Consider the following 23,752-nt stretch of genomic DNA (forward strand, 5'->3'; position numbering starts at 1 on the left):
AATCTCCGGTTTCGGTTTTGCCCGGTCTTGCCTATGGTAACGGTGGGTTAATTAAAACAATAACTGGAAGGTGAGCAAACATGCAGAATACCCTGAAAGCGCTGGCGGCGTTGACGCTGCTGGCAGCCAGCTCGCTGGCGGTCGCCGCCGATCTGGGCGACGATATGGACACCCTGGCGGAAAACTACAAAACGGTGCTGAATACCGATTCCGCCGCCACCCTCAAACAGAGCCTGCAAAACATGCGCGCCGCCGCGCAGGACGCCAAACAGGGCACTCCGCCGAAGCTGGAAGACAAAGCCGCCGACAGCCCGGAGATGAAAGATTTCCGCAGCGGGTTGGATATCCTGATCGGCCAGATCGATCAGGCGCTGGCGCTGGCCAACCAGGGCAAAGTCGCCGAAGCGAAGCAGCTGGCGCAGGGATTCAAACAGACCCGCGACGCCAACCACAAGAAATTCCGCTAACCCGTCAACCGTCGCGCCCGTCTTCCGTCAGATAGGAGGAGGGCGCCTGCCCCAGCACGCGGCGAAACATGGTTGAAAACGCCGCGCTGCTGTCATATCCCATCTCCATCGCCACCTGCGTTACGCTGCGCCCTTCGGCCAGCAGCGCCAACGCCAGCACCACGCAGGCGCGCTGGCGCCATTGCGAAAACGGCAGGCCGGTCTGCGCGCGAAAGAAACGGCTGAAGGTGCGAATACTCATGTACAGACGAGGGGCCCACCGCTGCGCGGAGTCGTGGGCGTCGGGGTGCTGCAAAAAGGCACGGCACAGCTCGCCCAGCCGGGGATCGGCGGGCAGCGGGATGTGCAACGGCAAGGGTTGCAGCCGGGCCAGCTCATGCAGCAGCAGCGTTGCCAGCGCTCCGTCGCGCCCCTCTTGTTCATACTCCAGCGGCATATCCACCGCTGCCATCAACAGCTGGCGCATCAGCGGAGTGACGCTGACCACCTGACAGACCTGCGGCCGTTCGGCGGGCAACGCGCCGGGTTCGAGATACAGGCTGCGGGTGGTGACGCCGACCATCCTCACCGCGTGCGGCATCTGCGGCGGCAGCCACACCGCGTGCTGCGGCGGGACGACCCAATTGCCTTGCTGCGTGAAAACGTGCATGACGCCGGTGGCGCCGTACAACAACTGCGCGCGCCGGTGGCTGTGCATCGGCAGCAGGTGCCCCGGCGGATAATCGGTGCCGATGGCGATCACCGCGCGCGTTACGTGGTCGATGTCATCAATGCGGACGTTGCGCATGTGTTCCCTTTGGCGGGCAGATTGGCCGAAACGCAATGATAGTTGGCCCTTCATATAAAGCAAGCCAACGGCCGTCGCCCTACTATCGGAGCAGAAAAATAACGCTTGTTCGGGACGCCGCTATTTTATCGGCCATATAGCCCGTGCAAGTTTTCACACCGGGGTGGGACGAAGATTTTCGTTCTCGCAATACAAGAAGTTAATAAGGAATAAAGCGTCTTTTTATTCCAACACCTGAAGCAATAGTTCTTAGCGCAGTTCAATGACTATAAGGTGATATTTCATGTATAAGTTCGGTGTGGTTGGCGGCGGAGCCGCCGGGATCGCTTTTGCGTATAACTTTATAAAAAATAAGTCGGTTAATCATTGCAAAAGGCCGCTTTCCCTGACGGTGTTCGACAAGCAGGGCTTCAAGGGCGGTATGGCATACAGCAGCGATTTTGACAGCCATATATTAAATATGACGCCGGAAAATATGTCGGCGGATATTTTCGACGATGCGCACTTCGTCGATTGGATCGCCATGCATTTCCCACAGTTTTGCCAGGATCGTTATCCGCCGCGCTGGCTGTATCGGGAATATCTCGATTTTATTCGCGACATGACGATTTATATGGCGGCGGACAGCAACGTAGCGCTGAATTTCGTGACCGCCGAAGTGAATGCCATCGCGCCGCTGGAAGCCGGCTACCGGCTGACCACCACCTGTGGCGGTGCCGAACAGATGAACGCGCTGGTGCTGTGTTCGGGGCACAACCCGCCGGAATGTCTCTATCCGGTGGATGGGGTGATCGCTTATCAGGCCCACCAGGATCTGCCGCCGATCAACCCTTATTCGAGCATCGGCGTGATCGGCTGCAGCCTGACGGCGATTGACGCCATCGTTGAGCTGATGGAGCGCCTGGGGGCGACCGACATCTGCGCCCTGTCGCGCTCGGGCCTGTTCCCCAGCGTGCAGCCGGCGCTGATGCGTCCGCCGCCGGAGGCGTTTGTGGAGGGGGTTCGGCGCTTTGTCGCCGGCCGCGATTTCATTGACGCGCATCAACTGGTGCATGCGATCAACGCCGCGCTGGCGCGCCACTATCCGGGGCCGGAGCGGTTGACGGTGCTCTCGGCGCTGGGGGAAAGGCGCGATTGTTACCGCGATCTGGCGGAAAGCCTCGATCGCGCGCGTTTTGCCCGGGAGCATATCTGCAGCTATCTGGCGGCGATCCACCCGGCGGTGTGCGCCGCCTGGGTCAAGATGGATGCCAACAACCGGCAGGTCTTCATGCGCTTTTACAACTCCTCCTGGATGCGCAATCGGCACGCCATGCCGATCAAGAACGCCAACAAGATCGTAGCGGCGTTGGAGAGCCAACGCCTGCGCGCCTGTGGCGGCCTGGCGGATATCAGCAAGGGAACGGACGGGTTTATCCTTCGTTGCCATGAGGCGCGGGTACATGCGCAGTATCTGTTCAACTGCACCACGCCGTCCTATCAACTGCCGCCCAACCGTCTGAGCCAGCAACTGCTGCAAGACGGGCTGGTGCAAGAGAACCTGTTCGGCGGCGTGAAGTGCAACCCGCACACGCTGAAAATCGCCGACCGACGCGGCCGCGAGCAGCATCTCTACTCGCTCGGCGCGCCTGCCAAGGGCGATCTTTTTTACACCTCGGCGATGGAGTCCATCACGCGAGATATCAGCAAGATCGTGTTCAACAACCCTATTTTCAACGCAAAGAAGGCTGAAGCATGAAAAACGTAGCGCTCTTTGTCGGCAACGACATTTTCTCCTGGCTGGTGTGTCAGGATCTGACCGCCACCCTGAAGGGCGAGTGTGCCTTTACGGTGTATTTCCCCCTGGCGAAAAGCGCCGGGCGCACGCAGGAGCCGGCGGTTCGCCGCCTGGGGCTGTATGAGCGCGAAGTGCTGAACGATTTCGTGTTCCCGTTCGTTGGCCGCAACGCCGCCGCCTGCGAGGGGGCCTATCAGCCGCCGGCCCTGTTCCTGGCCGCCGCCGGGGTCAAAGCGCATCGCGTTCTCGACATCAATGACGCCGCGTTTATCAGCAGCCTGGGGCATATGGATGGGGTGATCTCCCTGCGCTGTTATCAGAAATTCTCCGCCGACTATGTGCGCGCCTTCAGCCGACGCGGCAAGCTGCTGTGGAACCTGCATCCGGGGGACTTGCCGCGTTATCGCGGGGTGATGACGCTGTTCCGCGCGTTGATGAACGGTGACAGGGACTGTGCGGTAACGCTGCATGAAATGGATGAGCACTGGGACGCCGGCCCGGTTATCGCCCGCCTGCCCGCCGAGCTGCGTCACGATCTGTCGTTCCTGGAAAACATGATGCTGTTGGGCGTGCAGAGTGGCTCTTTCCTGGCGCGCCGGCTGATGTTGGCGGAGCACAGCGAAGCGATCGCGGCGGAAAAGCAGGGCGATTCGCGCTATTGGGGCTTCCCGGACGCGCAGACGCTGGCGCAGGCGGAACAGGCGGGCATTGAGCTGGTGGACCATGACGCCGTGCGCGAGCAGTATCTGGGGCTGTTCGTCGGCGATCGTTTTCACCCGCTGGCGGGGCAGTTCTGCGCCGGGTTCGACGACTTCGTGCGGGCGCACGGCCATGATTGAAACCTTGATTGTACTGGGTGCCGGTTTTCTGACCGGCATCACCACCATTCTGTTCGGCTTCGGCGGCGGCTTTGTGGTGGTGCCTTTCGTCTATCACCTGATCTCCGCGTCGGGCGAGCAGCCCGGCCAGGCGATGCATATCGCGGTGGCGACCTCGACGGCGGTGATGATCCTCAACGCGAGTTACGCCACGCTGACCAACTGGCGCAGCGGCAACCTGCTGCGTGAAACCATCGTGCCGCTGATCTTTTTCATCGGCATCGGCGCGGCGCTGGGCGCGTTCGCCTCCTCGCTGCTGGCGGACGGCGTGATCCGCGGGCTGTTCGTGGCCTATATGGCGGTGACCATCGCCGACTGTCTGTTCCGCCGGGGTTTTTTGATCAAACCGGCGCGCGCCGAACTTTCCCCCGCCACGCTGTGGGGCGGCGGGCCGCTGATCGGCGGCATCGCCACCCTGCTGGGGGTGGGCGGCAGCGTGATGACGGTGCCGCTGCTGCGCCGCCATGGTTACGACATGAAGTATTGCGTCAGCGCCGCCAACCCGCTGTCGATCCCGGTGGCGGTGATCGGCGCGCTGATGTATATCGTGTTGGGGTGGCGCGAGATGAGCGGGCCGCAGTATCTGGGCTACGTCAATCTGAACGTTCTGGGGCTGCTGGTGGTGGCGGGGATTGCGGGGATCGTATTTGCCAGGCGCTGTTTGCCTAAGGTGAGCGATGCGCTGCATGCCAAAATCTACGTGCTGCTGCTGATCGCCGTGCTGATCGCTATCTGCGTCTGAAACAGAAAGGGCGGCCGGATGCCGCCCTGAGAACCGCTTAACGGTGGTATTCGCCCGCCGCTTCCGGCTGGTACAGCAATTCCAGCACTTCAATCCGCGCTTCTTCACCGTTCGGCAATTGCCAGGAAATCTGCTTGCCGACGTGCATGCCGAGCAGCGCTGCGCCCAGCGGCGCCATCACCGACAGCTGATCGTGGCTGTCTTTCAGCGATGCCGGGTAAACCAGCGTGCGCACGTGCTCTTCATCGGTGTGCAGATCGCGAAAACGCACGCGGCTGTTCATGGTCACCACGTTGGCCGGCATTTTCTCCGGCGGCAGGATTTCCGCGCGATCCAACTCGTCGTTCAGCGCGGCGGCGACGTCGGTGTTGGCAAAGGCCGGTTGTTCCAATAGCGCATCCAGGCGTTCCGCATCCAGCTCATTAATAGTAATGATGGGTTTGGTCATTCCACTCTCCAGTCAAATCAAAGGGTGCCAGTCTGTGCACCCATAAATTCGGAAAAACAACACAAAGCAACACCCCCGCGCCAGAGGAGCGGGGGTGTGGGTAATGTCGATTTGTCCCATTGATAGTAGGCGGTTGGGACGAGAAAAGAAAGAGATCCCGATCACGAAGGCTTTTATCGTCAATTGTGGCGAAAGAAACGGTTAGCCCGGTTATCTATTTGTTATCTCATTAACTTTTTCACCGCAGCGCCGTTTTGCGAAATGGATCCCCGCGCGTCATGCGATTTCCACTTCGAACTGGAAAAAACCGGTCTACACAGAAAATCCTACCGGGGGTAGGGTAAAGACATCACAGAAAGCGGGTTATTCAGGTGATGCGCTTTACGGCTTACTGATTAATGTGGGATCTAGGGGTACTGAAAAGTGAATGATGGATCTGCTTCGATAAAAGAAATTGAACAATCCGATGTCAGCGCAGCCGGTGAGATCACCGCTCGGGTGTTGGCGGATATTGCCGCGATGCTGAATGCTGAAAATATTTATACCAATGCGGTGCAGCAACAGATGCTGGAATCACATATTCGCGCCATGGTGCTGCGTTCAATAACCGGCGAGCCGTTGCCGGAGGTGGATAAATCGTTGTTCGACGAAATCTCCGCCGAATCCATGCAAATGGCGGAGCGCGTGGTGAATCAGTTTGGCACATTGCCTATCGAAGAAGCCTATTTATTGTCAGTGCACTTCGAAGTGGCGAAAGATAATAACGCATAGCGGTTAACGCATCGATTTCAATCAGGAGAATATACCATGGGTCAAATTACCGTAGTGATCGGCGATCGTTTGGGTAAAGGGCAAAAAGTCGGCCAGGGCGTTGAAAACGCAGGCGGAAAAGCGGTGGTTATCCCCGGCGTGGCGGCGGATATGAAGCTGGGTGACGTCATGAAAGCGGAAAACGCGCAGCTGGGCATCTCTTTTTGCGGCAGCGGCGGCGCCGGCGCGATTACCGCGCAAACCAAACACGGCTACAAAGCCAAATACGGCATGCGTTCGGTGGAAGAGGGCGTGACGGCAATTAACGAAGGCTGCAACGTGCTGGGCTTCGGCTTTATGGATAAAGAAGAGTTGGGCCAGAAATTGGTGGAAGCCTACATCAAAAAACATGGCAATCCATAATGAAAGAGCAATATACCACATCGGTAAAGGTGGAGGGTAAAGGCGACAGCAAAGCGAAAGCTTTTGCTTCCGCCTTGGCTAATGTGCAGGGTGCGGTATTAAAGTCCACCAACAATATTCTGCTGCGTATCGAGCCGCAGGACGTCAGCGTCGTGAGAGCGGAAGAGAAAATAACTAAAGAGAAATTTCTTTTCTTCTTTTTGCCGCGTGAAAGAAAGAGCTATGCCGTTTCTCTGGAAATAACCGTGAACGTAACCATTATCAATACCGAGAAGGTTGTCTTCGTCACGAAATAAAAACGTTAGCATAAATGAAAGGGTATACTGATGTTTTTAATCATCTTATTTAAATCGATTATTATCGGTGGGCTGGTGGGGGTCGGCGTAGGGGCCGGCGCCGCACGCATGTTCCACGCGCCGACAACACAGGGCATGGGGGCGTTTCGCACCCTGGGCGAGCTGAATTCCTGCGAGGGCGATCCGGCTTCCCACTTCTCATTCGGTCTGGGCTTCTTCTTCAACGCCTGGGCGTCTTCCGTGGCGGCGGGTTCCTTCACGCAGGACGTCGACCACCGCATCATCCCGCACTGGGGCGCGGCGGCCCTGATGGTCAAGAACCGCAATCTGGCGCAAACGCTGCACGATCCGAAAAAAATGGCTATTGCCTGCGGCATCATCGGCATGCTGGTGGTGGCGTTCCTCAATACCACCGCTTCCGCCGTGCCTGCCGCGCTGCAGGTCACCGCGATCAAGGTGTTGGTACCGGCGGCCAACCTGCTGGTGAACACCGTGATGCCAGTGATCTTCTGGCTGGCGGCGATCGACGCCGGGCGCCGTTCCGGCTTCTGGGGCACCATCTTCGGCGGCCTGGCGCAGCTGATCATGGGCAACGCCGTGCCGGGCCTGGTGCTGGGCATTCTGATCGGCAAAGGCGTGGAAGAGAGCGGCTGGAACAAGATCACCAAGATCATGATGGCGGTGATCGTGCTGCTGTTCGTGCTGAGCGGCTTCTTCCGCGGCTTCGACATGAAAGTTCTCGAGTCCTTCAGCCTCGGCGTGCCGGGCTGGCTGGACGCCATTCACAACACCCTGAGCGGTAAATAAGGAGCGGGATGATGGAAGAGCAAACCCAAAAAGGCTTCTGGTACGCCGACTGGTCATTCCCGATTTTTGTTGGCCTGTTGTCCTCCGGCGTGTTCGCCGGGACGCACATGTACTACCTGTACGGCATCGGCGCCTTTAACGAAGTGGCGTTCGTTTCCATGCTGCGGGCGGGGATGGATACCGGCGTATACGGAGCGGTGGCGGCGTTCGGCGCCAGCTTCCTGTTCGCGCGCATCATCGAAGGCTCGCTGGTGGGCATCCTGGACATCGGCGGCGCGATCCAGACCGGCGTTGGGCTGGGCGTGCCGGCGCTGCTGCTGGGGGCCGGCATCGTGTTCCCGGTCGCCAACTTCGCCGCTTCGCTGGTGACCGGCCTGGTCATCGGCCTGGCGATCGGTTACGTGATCATTCTGGCGCGCAAATTCACCATCAATCAGAGCAACTCCACCTACGGGGCGGACGTGATGATGGGCGCGGGCAACTCGTCGGGCCGTTTCCTCGGGCCGTTGATCATCCTGTCGGCGATGACCGCCTCGATCCCGATCGGCATCGGTTCGCTGCTCGGCGCGCTGCTGTTCTATATCTGGGGTAAACCGATCACCGGCGGAGCGATCCTCGGCGCGATGATCCTGGGGGCGATCTTCCCGGTAGCCATTTCTTGAGAGGCCTGCGCCAGGCGCCGCCCGATGCGGCGGCGCCCGGGCTAACAGGAGCAATGCGGTATGTATGACTTAGTAATCAGAGGCGCCAGACTGGCGGACGACACGCTGATCGATCTGGCGGTGAAAGACGGCAAAATCGCCTCGGTCGGGCGGCTGGCGGCGGACGTCAGCGCCGTTCGCCAACTGGATCTGGCGGGCAACTGCCGCCTGAGCGCCGGTTGGATCGATGCGCACGTGCACTGCTATCCCGACTCGCCGATTTACCATGACGAGCCGGATCGGGTCGGCGTCGCCAGCGGCGTCACCAGCGTAGTCGATGCCGGCAGCACCGGCGCCGACGATATCGACGCCTTTTATCAGCTGACGCGCAGCGCCAAAACCAACGTGTTCGCCTTCCTCAACATCTCGCGCATCGGCCTGCTGCGGCAGAACGAGCTGGCGGAGTTGACGGACATCGACAAGCGCGAGGCCGGCCAGGCCATCGCCAACCATCCCGGTTTCATTATCGGCATCAAGGCGCGCATGAGCAGCAGCGTGGTGGGCAAGAACGGCACCCGGCCGCTGGTGTTGGCCAAAGAGATCCAGCGGGAAAACCGCCAACTGCCGCTGATGGTGCATATCGGCAACAACCCGCCGGATCTGGACGAGATCGCCGATCTGCTGACCCGTGGCGACATCATCACCCACTGCTACAACGGCAAACCGAACCGCATTCTGACACCGGCGGGCACGCTGCGCGAGTCGATCCAGCGCGCGCTGCGGCGCGGCGTGTTGCTCGACGTGGGGCACGGCACCGCCAGCTTCAGCTTCGAGGTGGCGCGCCAGGCGATCAAGCTGGGCATTTTGCCGCACACCATCAGCTCCGATATTTACTGCCGCAACCGCATGAACGGGCCGGTGCACAGCCTGGCGACGGTGATGTCCAAATTTTTCAGCGTCGGCCTGACGCTGCCGCAGGTGATCGCCTGCGTGACGGAGAACGCCGCGTCGGCGCTGCAGCTCAGCGGCAAAGGGCGGCTGGAGCCGGGCTATGACGCCGATTTCACGCTGTTTGAACTGCGCCGCGAACCGCAGGTGTTCGCCGACGCCGAAGGGCAAACCGCCGAGGGCGAACAGCTGTTGGTGCCGCTGGCCGCGGTGGTGGCCGGGGAAATCCTATTAACCGAACAAGGGGAGGCAAGCCATGTCTTCGATTTATGAAAAATACGGTTTGAAGCAGGTGATCAACACCTCCGGCCGCATGACCATTCTCGGCGTTTCCACGCCGCGCCAGGATGTGATCGACGCCGTTGACTACGGCCTGAATCACTATTTCGAAATCAAGGATCTGGTCAACAAGACCGGCGCCTACATCGCCGATCTGCTCAACGTGGAGGACGCGGTGATCGTTTCCTGCGCCTCGGCGGGCATCGCCCAGTCGGTGGCGGCGGTGATCGTCAAAGATAACGCCAATCTGCTGGTGAACCTGCACTCGGCGCCGATCGCCGTGCCGCGTGAGATCGTGTTGCCGCGCGGCCACAACGTCAACTTCGGCGCGCCGGTGGACACCATGGTGGCGCTGGGCGGCGGCAAGGTGGTGGAAGCGGGCTACGCCAACGAATGTTCGCCGGAGCAGATTGAAGCCTGCATCACGCCGCAGACGGCGGCGATCCTGTACGTCAAATCGCACCACTGCGTGCAGAAAAGCATTCTGTCCGTCGAACAGGCGGCGGTGGTGGCGCGCAAGCATAACCTGCCGCTGATCGTCGACGCCGCGGCGGAAGAAGATCTGATGTGTTACTACCAGATGGGAGCCGATCTGGTGATCTACAGCGGCGCCAAAGCCATCGAGGGGCCGACCAGCGGCCTGGTTATCGGCAAGAAACAGTACGTCGAGTGGGTGAAGCTGCAGTCCGGCGGCATCGGCCGGGCGATGAAGGTCGGCAAAGAGGGCATCCTCGGCCTGACGCAGGCGATCGAAAGCTATCTGACGCTTGAGAAAACCACCGGGCAACAGATGGTGGCGCGGATGACGCCGTTCCTCGACAGCCTCAACACCCTGACCGGCGTCAGCGCCAGAACCGTCTGGGACAGCGCCGGCCGCGATATCGCCCGCGCCGAGATCGCCTTCGACGAAGCGGTGCTGGGGCGGTCGACCTATGACATCGTCCAGGCGCTGAAAACCGGCGACATCGCCATCTACTTCCGCGGCTACAAGGCCAACGAGGGCAAGATTGAGGTCGACGTGCGCAGCGTCGATGAGCAACAGCTGATGACCGTCTTTACCTGTATCAAAAACCTGTTTACGGAGAAACAAGCATGAAGCTGCAGCCTAACTACTATCGCGACCGCGTCTGCCTGAACGTGCTGGCCGGCTCCAAAGCCAACGCGCAGGACATCTACGCCGCGGCGGAAGGCCATGTGCTGGTGGGCGTGCTCTCCAAGAACTACCCGGACGTCGACAGCGCGGTGACCGACATGCTGCGCTATGCGCGCCTGATCGAAAACGCGCTCTCGGTCGGCCTGGGCGCCGGCGATCCGAAGCAGTCGGCGATGGTCAGCCTGATCGCTCAGCAGGTGCAGCCGCAGCACATCAACCAGGTGTTTACCGGCGTTGGCGCCAGCCGCGCGCTGCTGGGCCAGAACGACAGCGTGGTCAACGGCCTGGTGTCGCCAACCGGCCGCGTCGGTTGGGTGAAGATCTCTACCGGCCCATTGAGCGCCGCGGCGCCGGACGGCATCGTGCCGGTGGAAACCGCCATCGCCCTGCTGAAAGACATGGGCGGCAGCTCCATCAAGTATTTCCCGATGGGCGGCCTGAAGTGCAAGGACGAATATCAGTACGTAGCCAAGGCCTGCGCCGAGCATGACTTTATGCTGGAGCCGACCGGCGGCATCGATCTGGAGAACTACGAGCCGATCGTCGAGATCGCGCTGGCGGCCGGCGTGAAACGCGTGATCCCGCATATCTACAGTTCGATCATCGACGCCGCCAGCGGCGACACGCGCCCGCAGGACGTGAAAACCCTGCTGGCGATGACCAAAAAGCTGGTGGGCTGAACGCGTAATGGGATGAGGTAAACGCTGGGAGGCGAAGGTTTTCCCCTGGCGCGGCATGCCGCGCCGCCGTTAGCTATAGCCTATAGCTTTCAAGTTGCAGCTAGGCGGCAAGCGCAGGAGCCCCAGGAGCTTACTTAAGTAAGTGACTGGGGTGAGTGCGGGCAGCCAACAACGCTGCGGCTTGAAAGATGACGGATATATACTGAGGATAACTATGCGAAACTGGCAGGCTCCAACCCGACGCACCGCGTTGTTCCTGGCGCTGCTGGCCGTGACCGGCCCGGCGCTGCATGCTGAGGATGCAATGAATTCCACGTCATCTCATTTCGCCTATATCGGCACCTACAATCCCAACGGCGAAGGCGTTTACCGGGTGCAGGTCGATCCGGCCAGCGGCGCGCTGAGTCACACTACGCTGGTCAGCAAAGTGCCGAATCCGGCGCAGCTGACGCTGGGCGCCGATGGCAAGACGCTGTATGTCGCCAGCGAAGTGGCCGATTTCAACGGCGGCAAGCACGGCGGCATCACCGCTTACCGGGTCAATCCGGCCGACGGCGGCCTGACGCAGCTCAACCAGGTGGATTCGCAGGGAGCGGGGCCGGTGTATCTTTCATCGACGCCGGACGGGCGCTATCTGCTGGTGGCCAACTACGTCAGCGGCAGCGTGGCGGCTTTCCCGATCGAAGCGGACGGCAGCCTGGGCGCCGCCAGCTCGGTGCAGCAACAGCAGGGCCCCACGGGCGCGGCCAAACCGGCGGCGGCGGTGAACGGCAGCTTCGCCATCAGCGATCACAATGGCCCGCATGCCCATATGATCGCCAGCGATCCGAGCGGCAAGTTCGTGTTCTCCACCGATCTGGGGTTGGATCGCATCTACCAATGGCGCTTTGACGCCGCGAGCGGCCGGCTGACGCCGAACGATCCGCCGTGGATCGCCGCCTCTTCCGCCGGCGCGGGTCCGCGTCACTTTGTGTTCCATCCGGACGGCGAAGCCGTGCTGCTGGTGAACGAAGAGGCCTCGACGTTGACCAGCTACCGTTTTGATCGCCAAAAAGGTACTCTGAAACAACTGCATGCGGTTTCCGCGCTGCCCGCCGACTATCAGGGCACCAGCTTCGCTTCGGGGCTGGCGCTCAGCAAGAACGGCGACACGCTGTACGTCGCCAACCGGCTGCATAACAGCATTGCCCAGTTCAGCGTGGGCGCCGGCGGTGAGTTGAAACCGGTGGCGGAAACCTGGACGCGCGGCGATTATCCGCGTTCGCTGGCGCTGAGCCCGGATGGCCGCTATCTGTATGCGCTGAACCAGCGCAGCGATAACGTTACCCGCTTCAGCGTAAACCCGACGGACGGCAAACTCAGCTTTGTGGGCGGTTATCTACCGATCGGCAGCCCCTCGCAAATGGCGTTTCTGCCGCCGCCGAAGTAACCCGTGGCCCGCCCGGTTCGCCGGGCGGGTCGCCTGATTGACGGACACAGAATGGTGCGATTTCCTTACCCGCGTTTGGCTTACTTGTTCGATGCTTTGCAAACCGAGACTTTGCCGCAGGATGAGCTGGCGAAGCGTTTCGCCGTGTCCACCCGCACGGTGCGGGCGGACATCACCGCGCTGAACGAGATTCTGGACAAATACGGCGCGCGTTTCGTGCATAACCGCGGTGCCGGCTATCGCCTGCAGGTCGATAACGCCGCGCTGTTCAGCGCCCTGCAGCATCAGGAGCGCCGCAAGCATGCCACCCCGCGCAGCGCGCAGGAGCGTGTGCATTATCTGCTGGTGCGTTTTTTGACCTCAGCCTTCTCCCTTAAACTGGAAGATCTGGCCGACGAGTGGTTCGTCAGCCGCGGTACGTTGCAAAACGACATGGCTGAGGTGAGAGAGCGTCTGGCGCACTATCAATTGACGATTGAAACCAAGCCACGTTACGGCATGAAGCTGTTCGGCACGGAGATGGCGATCCGCGCCTGCCTGACCGATCTGCTGTTCCAACTGCAGCTGGCCGACGCCGAGAACCCGCTGCTCAACAACGAGATCCTGCTGCAGCCGCAGGTAGCGGCGTTCGCCGGATTGCTGCACCCGCTGCTGTCGCAATACGCCATTCGCCTGACCGACGAGGGCGAGCAGTACCTGATCTTCTACTGCGCGGTGGCGCTGCGGCGCATCAACGACGGCTATCCGCTGCCGGACTTCGAGGTGGAAGACGGCGACGATGCGGTGCGCCAGGTATCGACCCGCCTGGCGGCGGAACTGCGTTCTGCCTCCGGCAAAGAGATCTCGATGGCCGAAGAGGCCTATCTGCGGGTCAATATCGCCGCGCGGCGCGTGCAGGACGTGCAGCCGACCGAGATCAACGCCGACGATGAAGAAGCGCTGGTGGACTACATCCTGTCCTACATCAACGCACACTATAACTACAACCTGCAGGGCGACGAGCAGCTGCGGGCCGATCTGCTCACCCATATCAAGACCATGATTACGCGGGTGAAATACCAGATCAATATCCCCAATCCGCTGTTGGCCAACATCAAGCAGCACTATCCGATGGCTTACGACGTGACGCTGGCGGCGGTTTCCAGCTGGGGCAAATACACCCCCTATACCCTGAGCGAGAATGAGATAGGCTATCTGGTGTTGCACATCGGCGTGGGGCTGGAGCGGCATTACAACATCGGTTATGAACGCCACCCGCAGGTGATGCTGGTGTGCGATACCGGCAACTCGACGGTGCGCATGATCCAGGCGCAGATTGCGCGTAAGTATCCGCAGCTGGTGATGACGCGCATCGTCTCGCTGCGCGATTACGAGATGCTTGCGCATATCGACGAAGACTTCGTGATTTCCAACGCCCGCATCGGCGAAAAGAACAAGCCGGTGGTGGTGATGTCGCCGTTCCCAACCGATTACCAGCTGGAGCAGCTGGGCAAGCTGGTGCTGGTGGATCGCACCCGACCGTACATGCTGGAGAAGTTTTTCGACGCCGAGCATTTCATGGTGCTCAACGAGCCGCTGACGCAGGCGGAACTGTTCAGCCGAGTGTGCGGCCAGCTGGAGCGGGAAGGGTACGTCGGCGCGGACTTCTATCCGTCGGTGGTCGAACGCGAGGCGATCGTCTCCACCTTGCTGGGCGAGGGCATCGCGCTGCCGCACTCGCTGGGGCTGCTGGCCAAAAAGACCGTGGTGGTGACGCTGCTGGCGCCGCAGGGCGTCGCCTGGGGAGAAGGCGAGGTCGCGCACGTGATTTTCCTGCTGGCGATCAGCAAGAGCGACTATGAAGAGGCGATGGCGATCTACGAGCTGTTCGTCACCTTCGTGCGTGAACGCTCAATGAGCCGCCTGCTGAGCAGCGACAGCTTCGACAGCTTTAAAGCGGTGGCGCTGGACTGCCTGAGCCGGAGCTGAGGGGCTAATCCGCTTCCGGCAGGAAGAGGGCCGGGGGCAGATTGAAGCGTTTGGCCAGCGCCATAATGTGCGGAATGGTCAGCGATCTTTTGCCACTCAGGATTTGGCTGACCAACGACTTTTTACCGATCTCATGTTCAAAATCACTTTGGCTAAGTTGGTGTTGTTCCATCAATACGCGAAGCGCGGCCACTCCTTGCGGGAGTTGGGCGATACGCTGGTTGAATGCGGTAAATTCGGCGCTGTTATCTTCATATTCGGCGATTTTTTTTGCCAGCATGTCAATCAGCGGATGGTGTTCATCGTTTTCCAGCAAATATTCCACCAATTCGAGCGCTTCCCGGTAGTCTTGCTGAGAGCTGCTGCCCTGCAATAAGGGCACGGCGCGCAGCAGCGCATCGGCGGCCTTAATGGCATCTGTAATCATGATGAACTCCTTCGATAGTGCTGCATCAGCTTGTCGTACTCAGCGTGGCTAACGATATGCTTTATGAAGACTTTCTGTGTCTCGAAGCTGGCGAAGAACAAAATCCGCAGGTGGTTGCCGCCGACGTCAATGACCCACCATTTCTCTTTGTATTTCATACGATCGAGCGAAGGAAAAAGCGCTTTTAACTCGTCCGGCGTGCGGAACTCGCCGCGTCGCAACGCTTTATAAATGGCCTCGAGAGCAGCGGCTTCATTAGGATATTGCTTGGTTGCGTTATTGAACGGCTCCCTGGAAATGATATGCATCGTTCCCTCGATTCCTGCCTGGTGAACATTATAGCGACTGTCTTAGGTGTTCACAAATTGTAAACTTATCATCCCCGCTCACAGTGAGAGAGAAATACCCGGCCGCAGCCCGTTTTTGTCGTTGCATACTATTGCGGTTAGCGCCGTGCGGGTAAATCAATACTTCGCATTTACAGGCAGTTACGGCTGACTTTGGAAGCGGATACGCAAAGTGAAAAGCGGGAGATCGTGTCAGGGAGAGAAGGCAAAGAGAACGAACGCGTCGGTGCGACGCATTCGCGGGAGGGCTTCAGCGGCTAATCTTCATCAAACCCGGAGTTGAACAGCTCGACCACCGCCTCCAGCGCGTTGACTTCGTCGGGGCCGGTCGCTTCGACTTCGATATGCCGGCCCTGGGCGGAGTCCAGCATCAGCAGCGCGATGACGCTGCTGGCCTCGGCTTCGGTGCCGCTTTCGTTGCGCAGCATCACTTCGGCGTCGAAGCTTTGCACCAGCTCGAACAGTTTCATCGCCGGGCGCGCGTGCATGCCCAGCTTGTTTTTGATTTCAACCGTCTGTTTGACCGTCATTGTTTGCGCTTTTCCAGCGTGCGGTGGCGTGACTGCACGTTCTTGCCGCGCGAGCGGAAGTAATCGGCCAGCTGTTCCGCCACGTACACCGAGCGGTGCTTGCCGCCGGTACAGCCGATGGCGACCGTCAGGTAGCTGCGGTTGTTGGTTTCCAGCATCGGCAGCCATTGCTCCAGGTAGCTGCGGGTCTGGTAGATGAAGTTGTGCACTTCGGTATGGCGATCGAGGAACGACGCGACCGGCTTATCCAGACCGGTCATCGGCCGCAGCTTCGGATCCCAGTGCGGGTTCGGCAGGAAGCGCACGTCGAACACGTAGTCGGCGTCGATCGGGATGCCGTGCTTGAAGCCGAAGGATTCGAACACCATGGTCAGCTCGCGCTCACGCTTGCCCAGCAGGCGGGTGCGCAGCATTTCGGCCAGCTCGTGCACCGACATTTCCGAGGTGTCGATAATCAGGTCAGCCCGCGAGCGCAGCGGTTCGAGCAGATCGCTCTCTTCGTCGATGGCGCTTTCCAGCGACAGGTTTTTGCTGGAGAGCGGGTGCAGGCGGCGGGTGTCGCTGTAACGGCGGATCAGCGTGTTGCGATCGGCGTCGAGGAACAGCAGCTGCGGCGAGAAGCTGTCCGGCAGCTGAGTCATCGCGTATTCGAACACTTCCGGCGATTCCGGCATGTTGCGCACGTCGATGCTGACCGCTGCGGAGATATTGCGTTCCGCCAGCGTATTGGCGAGCTGCGGCAGCAGCACCACCGGCAGGTTGTCAACGCAGTAAAAACCCATGTCTTCCAGCGCCCGCAAGGCGACGGATTTTCCGGAACCGGAACGGCCGCTGACAATCATCAGCACCATGTGGCAACTCCCCTGGCATCGCGGCGGCGTTCATCGCTACCGGTGGAAACTTTGTTATTCCGGCCGAGGCCGGATCCATCATCGTGAAACAGTAACGTTATCCGGGCTGGAAGTCACGCCGGCCGGGCATCACTCGGTGATGATTTGGTAAAGTTCTTCGTCGCTTTGCGCGGCGCGCAGGCGGCGGCATACGGTTTTGTCGGCCAGGCGTTTGGCGACCAGCGACAGGGTATGCAAATGGGTTTTGCACTGATCGGCAGGCACCAGCAGCGCGAACAGCAGGTCGACCGGCTGGTTGTCGATAGCGTCGAAAGCGATGGGTTGGTCGAGACGGATAAACACGCCAACGGCCCGCAGTGTGTCCTCTTCCAGTTTGCCGTGGGGAATGGCGATACCGTTGCCGATACCGGTGCTGCCCATGCGCTCCCGGGTGAGAACCGCGTCAAACACCACCTGCGAAGGCAGATTGAGCTGTTTGGCGGCCAGTTCGCTGATAATTTCCAAAGCCCGCTTCTTGCTGGTGCAGTGTACCGAGCTTTTGGTGCACTCGATGTTTAACACCGAGCTTAATTGCATATATTCGTTGTTCATCTCATCTTCACTTAAAACCGCGCCGCCGGGCGCACCCGGCAAGGCGGTTTTTCGTCGGTTTTAACCCTGATTACCGTTCGGCGCGTCACCCATGCGGGTCACGCGCCGAAGGGCGAGGCGGCGACGGATGCCGCCTCATGGAGTGGGTTAGGGTGTCAGTGTTGCTTCAATTTGTCTTTATGTTTGTTCAATTGACGTGCCAATTTGTCGATCAGCGTATCAATTGCGGCATACATATTCTCGTCTTCCGAGGTGGCGTGCAACTCGCCTCCATTCACGTGCACCGTTGCTTCCGCAATTTGCTGCACTTTTTCCACACTTAATACAACATACACCTGATTGATGCGATCAAAATACTGTTCGAGTTTGGCGAACTTGTTGTTCACGAACTCGCGCAACGGATCGGTGATTTCGATGTGGTGTCCGGTAATGTTGAGCTGCATAGTGTCTTCCTTCTCAATAGAGGTCAAACCAACTGTTTACGCTGGTTCGACGGCGGGATGGACAAAGACTCTCGGTACTTGGCGACGGTGCGCCGCGCCACGATGATCCCCTGATCGGCGAGCAGGGTGGCCAGCTTGCTGTCGCTGAGTGGCTTGGCGGGGTTTTCCGCCGCAATCAATTTCTTCACCAACGCGCGGATCGCCGTCGAGGAGGCTTCGCCGCCGCTGTCGGTATTCACGTGGCTGGAGAAGAAATACTTCAATTCAAAAATGCCGCGCGGGCTGTGCAGAAACTTCTGCGTGGTGACGCGCGAGATCGTCGATTCATGCATCTCCACGGCCTGGGCGATATCCGCCAGCACCATGGGTTTCATAAACTCTTCGCCTTGCTCGAAGAACGCCTGCTGTTGGCTGACGATGCAGCGGGTGACTTTCAGCAGCGTCTCGTTGCGGCTCTCCAGGCTTTTAATCAGCCACTTGGCTTCCTGCAGGTTGCTGCGGATAAACTGGCCGTCGGCTTCGCTGCGGGCGCTGTTGCCCAGCGCGGCGTACTGCTGATTGATCTTCAAACGCGGCACGCTGTCGCCGTTGAGCTCGACCGTCCATTTGTTCTGCGTCTTGCGCACCAGCACGTCCGGGATCACGTATTCCGACTCGCCGGTATTGATCGACTGCCCCGGGCGCGGATCGAGCGACTGAATCAGCAGCATCGCTTCTTTCAGTGTATCTTCTTTTAGCCGGGTTGATCGCATCAGGCTGCGAAAGTCGTGGTTGGCCAACAGATCCAGATGGTCGCTGATGATCAGCCGCGCTTCGGCCAGGTAAGGGGTGTCTTTGGCGTATTGGGAGAGCTGCACCAGCAGGCAATCGCGCAGATCGCGCGCGGCGACGCCGATCGGATCGAAACGCTGCACGCGCTTCAATACCGCCTCGACTTCCTCGAGGGTCACGTTCTCGTCGCCCAGGCTTTCCAGAATGTCTTCCAGCGGCACGGTGAGATAGCCGGTGTCGTCCACCGCGTCGACGATGGAGGTGGCGATGGCGGCGTCGGTATCGGAGAACGGCGTCAGATCCACCTGCCACATCAGGTAATCCTGCAGCGTTTGGGTGGTCTCGCCCTGATAGACCGGCAGTTCGTCGTCGCTGTAGTCGGTGCCGGTGCCGGACGGCGTGCCGGCGGTGTAGATCTCATCCCAGGTGGCGTCCAGCGGCAGCTCTTCCGGCATGTCTTTCTGTTCCAGCGCCTCGCGGGTATCGAGCCCCTCGGTCTCCTGGGTTTCTTTGGCGTCGATTTCGTCGTGCAGATCGGTCTGTTCAAGCAGCGGATTGCTCTCCAGCGCCAGCTGGATTTCTTGCTGAAGCTCAAGCGTGGACAACTGCAGCAGGCGGATCGCCTGCTGGAGCTGAGGAGTCATGGCCAGCTGTTGGCTGAGCCTGAGTTGCAAACCTTGCTTCATAGTTTTCTGTCTACTTCCGTTAACGGTGTCGCCCCGCAGGGTGCGCCGGCGCTTAGAGGCGGAACTCTTCGCCCAGATAAACGCGTTTAACCTGCTCGTCGGCCAGAATAGCATCCGGCGTGCCGTGGGCAATCAGTTTGCCCTGGCTGACGATGTAGGCGCGTTCACACACGTCCAGCGTCTCGCGCACGTTGTGGTCGGTGATCAGCACGCCCAGGCCGCTGTCACGCAGGTGCTCGATGATTTTCTTGATATCGATAACGGAGATCGGATCCACCCCGGCGAAGGGTTCGTCCAGCAGTATGAATTTCGGGTTGGCCGCCAGCGCGCGGGCGATTTCGACGCGGCGACGCTCACCGCCGGACAGTGCCTGGCCGAGGCTGTCGCGCAGATGGGAGATATGGAACTCTTCCATCAGCTCCTTGGCGCGGTCTTCGCGCTGTTCGCTGGTGAGATCGGGGCGAATCTCCAGCACCGCCATCAGGTTGTCGTATACGCTCAGGCGGCGGAAGATCGACGCTTCCTGCGGCAGGTAACCGATGCCGCGGCGCGCGCGGGCGTGCAGCGGCAGCAGACTGATGTCTTCTTCGTCGATCACGATGCGCCCGGCGTCGCGCGGCACGATGCCGACCACCATGTAGAAGGTGGTGGTTTTACCGGCGCCGTTCGGCCCGAGCAGGCCGACGATCTCGCCGGATTTCACTTTCAGGCTGACGTCTTCGACAACTTTACGGCCCTTGTAGGCTTTCGCCAGGTTTTCTGCGATGAGTGTTGCCATAAGTGATTAGTTACTCTTTTTCTGCTCGTTTTTGTCTTGCAACTGCGACGGTACCAGAACCGTTGTCACGCGTTTGCCTTTGTCGCTAAACGCCTGCATTTGCTGCTGTTGCACCAGATAGGTGATGCGATCGCCTTTCACGTTGCTGTCGAGCTGCTCCAGATAGGCGTTGCCCGTCAGGGTCACCAGCTGGGTCGCCACGTCGTAACGCACTTTCTGCGCGTGGCCTTTGACCGGCTTGCCGCTGTCCTGCATCTGGTAGAAGGTTACCGGGTTGCCGAACGCTTCAATATAGGTCTTATTCTGATCTCCGCCCGGGCGGGTGACCACCACCTTGTCGGCGCGAATATCGATGGTGCCTTGCTTGATCACCACGTTGTCGGTGAAGGTGCTGACGTTGCTCTGCATGTCCAACGACTGCTTGAGCGAGTCGATGCTTACCGGCTGGCTGGAGTCGGATTTCAGCGCCAGAGCGGGGGCGCTGGCGGCCAAAACTAAGCTGCCGAGCAACAGGTTACGGAGTTGGTTTTTGGTTCTGAATTTCATAGTTGGTCTTAACCTTATCAATCAGCTCAGCGGTTTTGGTCCGCAGGTTCCCACGCATTTTCATGCCGTTAGAGGTAAAATTGGTCCCGTAAATCGTGACTTCGTCATCGGAGGTGACGTCCTGGGTGACCAGGTTTACCTGAGCGTTGTCCGTCTTAATTTTTTCCAGCTGCGAGGTGGTGGTCAGGCTGTTTACCTCGACGTGACCATACAGATACAGCATCCGGTCTTTCGTCAGTTTGGCGCGATCGGCGCGAACTGACCAGGTGGCCACCGCATTCTCATCGAACAGCGTCATTACCGGCTGGGTGAACCAGCTCAGCTCGCCGGCGGTGTAATACTTCGCGTCTTCCGCCACCAGTTTGTAATTCAGCTTGCCGGCCGGGTTGTACACCACGGTGACCGTGTGCTGGCTCTGGTAGGTCGGATCCTGATCGTTGACCGGGCCAGGGGCCGTGTCGTCGCTGAAATCCGTCATGTTCCAGCCGATCAGCGCCAGAACGATCACCGTCAACAGGATGGTGATCCACAGTTTGGTTTTACTCATATCGACAGCCCTTTGGCGTCCTCCAGCTTATTTTGAGCCAAAAGAATGATGTCGCACAGTTCGCGCACCGCGCCGCGGCCGCCGGCAATGCGGGTGACGTAGTGGGCGCGCGGCGTCAGCAGCGGGTGGGCGTCCGCCACCGCGACCGCCAGGCCGACCTGCGCCATTACCGGCCAGTCGATCAGGTCATCGCCGATATAGGCGACCTGATCCGCCGTTAACGACAGTTTATCCAACAGTTCGCGGAAGGCCAAAAGCTTATCGGACTGCCCCTGATACAAATGAGTGATACCGAGCGTCTGCGCGCGGTCTTCCAGCAGCTTGGCGGAGCGACCGGTGATGATCGCCACCTCGATGTCCGAGGTTTTCAAGCAGCGGATGCCGTAGCCGTCGCGCACGTTGAACGCTTTCAATTCTTCACCGTTGTTGCCCATGAAGATCAGGCCGTCCGACAGCACGCCGTCAACGTCGCAAATCAACAGGCGGATGTTCCCGGCACGTGCCATAACCTCTTGTTCTACCGGCCCGTAGCAGGTTTCTACCATACCCATTCCGTTCTATTCCTTAATTAAACGACGCCGGCGCGCAGCATGTCATGCATATGTACCACACCCAGCAACTGGTCGCCATCGGCAACCAGCAGCGCGGTGATGTGGCGTTGTTGCATCAGGTTCAATGCATCGACCGCCAGGATGTTGGGGCGCACCCGTACGCCGCCCGGCGTCATGACATCGGCGATCTTCGCCTCGTGCAGGTTGATGCCCATGTCGAACACCCGGCGCAGGTCGCCGTCGGTGAAGATGCCGGCGATTTTCATCAAATCGTCGCAGACAACCGTCAGGCCCAGATTTTTGCGGGTAATTTCCAGCAGCGCGTCGCGCAGTGAGGCGTCGGCGCTGACGTGGGGCATTTCGTCGCCGCTGTGCATGATATCGCTAACCCGCAGCAGCAGTTTGCGGCCGAGTGCGCCGCCCGGATGCGACAGCGCGAAATCTTCCTGCGTGAAACCGCGCGCCTTCAGCAGCGCGACGGCCAGCGCATCGCCCATCACCAGCGTGGCGGTGGTGCTGGTGGTCGGCGCCAGCCCCAGCGGGCAGGCTTCCTGCGGCACCTTGATGCACAGGTGGATATCCGCCGCCTTGCCCATCGAGCTTTCCGGATTGTTGGTCATACAGATGAGGGTGATCTGCTGGCGTTTCAATACCGGGATCAGCGCCAGGATCTCGCTGGACTCGCCGGAGTTGGAGATGGCGAGCACGATGTCCTGTGGGGTGACCATGCCCAAATCGCCATGGCTGGCCTCCGCCGGGTGAACGAAGAATGAGGGGGTGCCGGTGCTGGCGAAGGTCGCGGCGATCTTGCAGCCGATATGGCCGGATTTGCCCATGCCCATCACCACCACTTTGCCGCCGCAGGCGGCGATCGTTTCGCAGGCGCGGGTGAAGTCTGCGTTGATGTAGCTGTCGAGCTGAGCCAGCCCTTCACGCTCTATCTGAAGCACTTCTTTGCCGGCCTGCTGAAAATCGAAGCCCGGTTGCAACTCAATGTTCGACATACTCATTCCCGTCGGTTTAGCCGAAAGTACTGAAAGGGTTAAAGAACAGCACCGCAAGATACGCAATAAAGCCACATAATAACAGAGCGCCCGCCAGGTGACCGATGCGATGCTTGCGGCCGATGCACAGTACGCTCAGCAGCACGCTGGCCGCCAGCATCACCCAGTAATCGCGCTGGAAGGCGGCGGCGTCTACGCTGCCCGGCGACAGCAGGGCGGGGACGCCCAGCACGATCACCGTGTTGAAAATATTGGAGCCGATGATATTTCCAATCGCCATATCATCCTCGCCCTTCAGCGCCCCGGCGATGGAGGTAGCCAATTCGGGCAGGCTGGTGCCGATGGCGATAATGGTCAAGCCGACCACCAGTTCGCTCAGGCCGAAATAGTGCGCAATCACCGTCGCGTTATCGACCACCATTCTGGAAGAGAGCGGCAGAATGATAAACGCCAGCACCAGCCACAGCACCGCCACGGTGTTGCTGCTGTCCTGCGGCAGCTCGGCGATCTGCTCCATGGTCAGGCTGTCGCTGCCCTCGCGCTGCGCCAGCCGGGCGATTTTCAGCATCAGCAGGATGAAGCCGGCGGCGGCGGCCAGCAGCAGCACGCCGTCCAGCCTGCTCAGGGTGCCGTCCATCAACACGAAACCGCACAATACTGTGACCGCTAACATCAACGGCAGTTCGCGCCGCAGTATCTCGGAACGCGCGGCCAGCGGGTGAATCAGCGCCGCCACACCCAGGATCAATAAGATGTTGGTGATGTTGGAACCTAATACGTTGCCAACGGCCATATCTATCTGCCCGTTCAGCGCGGCGGTGGTGGACACGATCAGCTCCGGCAGCGAAGTGCCGATGCCGACGATGGTCATGCCGATGATCAACGGCGGGACGCCGAGCGAGCGGGAAATCACGGCAGCACCATAAACTAAGCGGTCTGCACCATACACCAGTAGAAATAAACCAACGATTAATAATGCTATCGCGAGAAACATGCAGGGTCCTTTGTCGGGTATTATCCCGGTTCGTTGGTTAAAGCCGTCAATGCGGCGGTATTGCTTGCCCTCCGTTGCGCGCGTGTGAGCCGCAGCAACGGTTTTTCCCGGCTAATAGTTGAACAGTTTCGTTTTTTTTCGTTATGGCGCCAATTTTGACCGGGTGGCGCGGAAAAGTAAAACCAATGGCACCATTGGTTGCGAAATGGCAGT

At 59.8% G+C, this 23,752-nt stretch carries 29 protein-coding genes; 14 read left to right on the forward strand and 15 right to left on the reverse strand.

Annotated elements, in window-relative coordinates; translation table 11 throughout:
- Positions 1–80 precede the first annotated feature (80 nt).
- Positions 81–467 (forward strand): cytochrome b562, encoded by a 387-nt coding sequence (gene cybC / locus ACJ8IM_RS14075; RefSeq protein WP_101455686.1) that lies wholly within the window; start codon positions 81–83, stop codon positions 465–467.
- 4 nt (positions 468–471) lie between these two features.
- Here cybC and ACJ8IM_RS14080 read toward each other — a convergent pair whose 3' ends face one another.
- Complete coding sequence (locus tag ACJ8IM_RS14080) at positions 472–1,254, reverse strand: AraC family transcriptional regulator (RefSeq protein ID WP_025304388.1); 783 nt, start codon at positions 1,252–1,254, stop codon at positions 472–474.
- Positions 1,255–1,537: 283 nt separating this feature from the next.
- Here ACJ8IM_RS14080 and ACJ8IM_RS14085 point away from each other — a divergent pair, with 283 nt between their 5' ends.
- Genes ACJ8IM_RS14085 through ACJ8IM_RS14095 form a run of 3 tightly spaced genes read left to right on the forward strand, consistent with a single transcriptional unit; the run spans position 1,538 to position 4,651 of the window.
- Positions 1,538–2,992: an FAD/NAD(P)-binding protein gene (locus ACJ8IM_RS14085; protein WP_101455685.1), complete on the forward strand. Its 1,455-nt coding sequence runs from the start codon at positions 1,538–1,540 to the stop codon at positions 2,990–2,992.
- Complete coding sequence (locus tag ACJ8IM_RS14090; protein WP_101455684.1) at positions 2,989–3,870, forward strand: formyltransferase family protein; 882 nt, start codon at positions 2,989–2,991, stop codon at positions 3,868–3,870. Before ACJ8IM_RS14085 ends, ACJ8IM_RS14090 begins: the two co-directional genes overlap by 4 nt.
- Positions 3,863–4,651, forward strand: a complete 789-nt coding sequence (locus ACJ8IM_RS14095) for a sulfite exporter TauE/SafE family protein (RefSeq protein WP_033636153.1) — start codon at positions 3,863–3,865, stop codon at positions 4,649–4,651. Before ACJ8IM_RS14090 ends, ACJ8IM_RS14095 begins: the two co-directional genes overlap by 8 nt.
- Before the next feature lie 37 nt (positions 4,652–4,688).
- Here ACJ8IM_RS14095 and rnk read toward each other — a convergent pair whose 3' ends face one another.
- Entirely contained in the window at positions 4,689–5,099 is a 411-nt protein-coding gene (gene rnk, locus ACJ8IM_RS14100; protein ID WP_004936993.1) for a nucleoside diphosphate kinase regulator, read from the reverse strand.
- A 444-nt stretch (positions 5,100–5,543) separates the two neighbouring features.
- Here rnk and ACJ8IM_RS14105 point away from each other — a divergent pair, with 444 nt between their 5' ends.
- From ACJ8IM_RS14105 to ACJ8IM_RS14150, 10 genes are all read left to right on the forward strand, one after another.
- A complete protein-coding gene (locus ACJ8IM_RS14105; protein ID WP_089185451.1) occupies positions 5,544–5,870 on the forward strand; it encodes a glycine dehydrogenase in 327 nt (108 codons plus the stop codon).
- Between the two features lie 36 nt (positions 5,871–5,906).
- A complete protein-coding gene (locus ACJ8IM_RS14110; RefSeq protein WP_033636151.1) occupies positions 5,907–6,272 on the forward strand; it encodes a glycine-rich SFCGS family protein in 366 nt (121 codons plus the stop codon).
- Positions 6,272–6,568, forward strand: coding sequence for a DUF4312 family protein (locus ACJ8IM_RS14115; RefSeq protein ID WP_033636150.1), 297 nt, complete (start codon positions 6,272–6,274; stop codon positions 6,566–6,568). The genes ACJ8IM_RS14110 and ACJ8IM_RS14115 overlap by 1 nt, the downstream gene beginning before the upstream one ends.
- Before the next feature lie 30 nt (positions 6,569–6,598).
- Positions 6,599–7,375, forward strand: coding sequence for a DUF4311 domain-containing protein (locus ACJ8IM_RS14120; RefSeq protein WP_004937006.1), 777 nt, complete (start codon positions 6,599–6,601; stop codon positions 7,373–7,375).
- An 11-nt stretch (positions 7,376–7,386) separates the two neighbouring features.
- Positions 7,387–8,037: a DUF4310 family protein gene (locus ACJ8IM_RS14125; RefSeq protein WP_033636148.1), complete on the forward strand. Its 651-nt coding sequence runs from the start codon at positions 7,387–7,389 to the stop codon at positions 8,035–8,037.
- Positions 8,038–8,097: 60 nt separating this feature from the next.
- Entirely contained in the window at positions 8,098–9,237 is a 1,140-nt protein-coding gene (locus ACJ8IM_RS14130; protein WP_033654806.1) for an amidohydrolase/deacetylase family metallohydrolase, read from the forward strand.
- Complete coding sequence (locus tag ACJ8IM_RS14135; protein ID WP_033636145.1) at positions 9,221–10,339, forward strand: DgaE family pyridoxal phosphate-dependent ammonia lyase; 1,119 nt, start codon at positions 9,221–9,223, stop codon at positions 10,337–10,339. The genes ACJ8IM_RS14130 and ACJ8IM_RS14135 overlap by 17 nt, the downstream gene beginning before the upstream one ends.
- Positions 10,336–11,076, forward strand: a complete 741-nt coding sequence (gene dagF, locus ACJ8IM_RS14140) for a 2-dehydro-3-deoxy-phosphogluconate aldolase (RefSeq protein WP_033654805.1) — start codon at positions 10,336–10,338, stop codon at positions 11,074–11,076. The genes ACJ8IM_RS14135 and dagF overlap by 4 nt, the downstream gene beginning before the upstream one ends.
- A 214-nt stretch (positions 11,077–11,290) precedes the next feature.
- The gene (locus tag ACJ8IM_RS14145) at positions 11,291–12,505 is read left to right on the forward strand and encodes a lactonase family protein (protein ID WP_033654804.1); all 1,215 of its coding nucleotides are present in this window, start codon (positions 11,291–11,293) and stop codon (positions 12,503–12,505) included.
- A gap of 51 nt (positions 12,506–12,556) precedes the next feature.
- A complete protein-coding gene (locus tag ACJ8IM_RS14150) occupies positions 12,557–14,473 on the forward strand; it encodes a BglG family transcription antiterminator (RefSeq protein WP_033648995.1) in 1,917 nt (638 codons plus the stop codon).
- A gap of 4 nt (positions 14,474–14,477) precedes the next feature.
- Here the strand turns inward: ACJ8IM_RS14150 and ACJ8IM_RS14155 are convergent, their stop codons facing one another.
- The 13 genes from ACJ8IM_RS14155 to ACJ8IM_RS14215 all read right to left on the reverse strand — a co-directional run bounded on the left by ACJ8IM_RS14155 (position 14,478) and on the right by ACJ8IM_RS14215 (position 23,539).
- Positions 14,478–14,900, reverse strand: coding sequence for a helix-turn-helix domain-containing protein (locus tag ACJ8IM_RS14155; RefSeq protein ID WP_033636138.1), 423 nt, complete (start codon positions 14,898–14,900; stop codon positions 14,478–14,480).
- Entirely contained in the window at positions 14,897–15,208 is a 312-nt protein-coding gene (locus ACJ8IM_RS14160; RefSeq protein WP_033636137.1) for a type II toxin-antitoxin system HigB family toxin, read from the reverse strand. Before ACJ8IM_RS14160 ends, ACJ8IM_RS14155 begins: the two co-directional genes overlap by 4 nt.
- Before the next feature lie 296 nt (positions 15,209–15,504).
- Positions 15,505–15,777 carry a PTS phosphocarrier protein NPr gene (gene npr / locus ACJ8IM_RS14165; protein ID WP_033648996.1) on the reverse strand — a complete coding sequence of 91 codons (273 nt, stop codon included), beginning with the start codon at positions 15,775–15,777 and terminating at the stop codon, positions 15,505–15,507.
- Positions 15,774–16,628 (reverse strand): RNase adapter RapZ, encoded by an 855-nt coding sequence (rapZ, locus tag ACJ8IM_RS14170; protein ID WP_015379177.1) that lies wholly within the window; start codon positions 16,626–16,628, stop codon positions 15,774–15,776. The genes npr and rapZ overlap by 4 nt, the downstream gene beginning before the upstream one ends.
- Before the next feature lie 129 nt (positions 16,629–16,757).
- Positions 16,758–17,219 (reverse strand): PTS IIA-like nitrogen regulatory protein PtsN, encoded by a 462-nt coding sequence (gene ptsN / locus ACJ8IM_RS14175; RefSeq protein WP_016930212.1) that lies wholly within the window; start codon positions 17,217–17,219, stop codon positions 16,758–16,760.
- 155 nt (positions 17,220–17,374) lie between these two features.
- Positions 17,375–17,662, reverse strand: coding sequence for a ribosome hibernation promoting factor (gene hpf, locus ACJ8IM_RS14180; RefSeq protein ID WP_004937038.1), 288 nt, complete (start codon positions 17,660–17,662; stop codon positions 17,375–17,377).
- 23 nt (positions 17,663–17,685) lie between these two features.
- Complete coding sequence (gene rpoN, locus ACJ8IM_RS14185; RefSeq protein WP_033648997.1) at positions 17,686–19,119, reverse strand: RNA polymerase factor sigma-54; 1,434 nt, start codon at positions 19,117–19,119, stop codon at positions 17,686–17,688.
- A gap of 52 nt (positions 19,120–19,171) precedes the next feature.
- Positions 19,172–19,897, reverse strand: a complete 726-nt coding sequence (gene lptB / locus ACJ8IM_RS14190) for an LPS export ABC transporter ATP-binding protein (RefSeq protein WP_004937040.1) — start codon at positions 19,895–19,897, stop codon at positions 19,172–19,174.
- 6 nt (positions 19,898–19,903) lie between these two features.
- Positions 19,904–20,443: a lipopolysaccharide ABC transporter substrate-binding protein LptA gene (gene lptA / locus ACJ8IM_RS14195; RefSeq protein ID WP_004937045.1), complete on the reverse strand. Its 540-nt coding sequence runs from the start codon at positions 20,441–20,443 to the stop codon at positions 19,904–19,906.
- Complete coding sequence (lptC, locus tag ACJ8IM_RS14200) at positions 20,412–20,990, reverse strand: LPS export ABC transporter periplasmic protein LptC (protein ID WP_033654803.1); 579 nt, start codon at positions 20,988–20,990, stop codon at positions 20,412–20,414. The genes lptA and lptC overlap by 32 nt, the downstream gene beginning before the upstream one ends.
- The gene (kdsC, locus tag ACJ8IM_RS14205; RefSeq protein WP_021505108.1) at positions 20,987–21,541 is read right to left on the reverse strand and encodes a 3-deoxy-manno-octulosonate-8-phosphatase KdsC; all 555 of its coding nucleotides are present in this window, start codon (positions 21,539–21,541) and stop codon (positions 20,987–20,989) included. Before kdsC ends, lptC begins: the two co-directional genes overlap by 4 nt.
- A gap of 17 nt (positions 21,542–21,558) precedes the next feature.
- Positions 21,559–22,545 carry an arabinose-5-phosphate isomerase KdsD gene (gene kdsD, locus ACJ8IM_RS14210; protein WP_033648998.1) on the reverse strand — a complete coding sequence of 329 codons (987 nt, stop codon included), beginning with the start codon at positions 22,543–22,545 and terminating at the stop codon, positions 21,559–21,561.
- Positions 22,546–22,561: 16 nt separating this feature from the next.
- Complete coding sequence (locus ACJ8IM_RS14215; RefSeq protein WP_025160120.1) at positions 22,562–23,539, reverse strand: calcium/sodium antiporter; 978 nt, start codon at positions 23,537–23,539, stop codon at positions 22,562–22,564.
- Between the last annotated feature and the right edge of the window lie 213 nt (positions 23,540–23,752).

Source organism: Serratia sp. CY33525, assembly GCF_052169115.1.
GTDB lineage: Bacteria > Pseudomonadota > Gammaproteobacteria > Enterobacterales > Enterobacteriaceae > Serratia > Serratia sarumanii.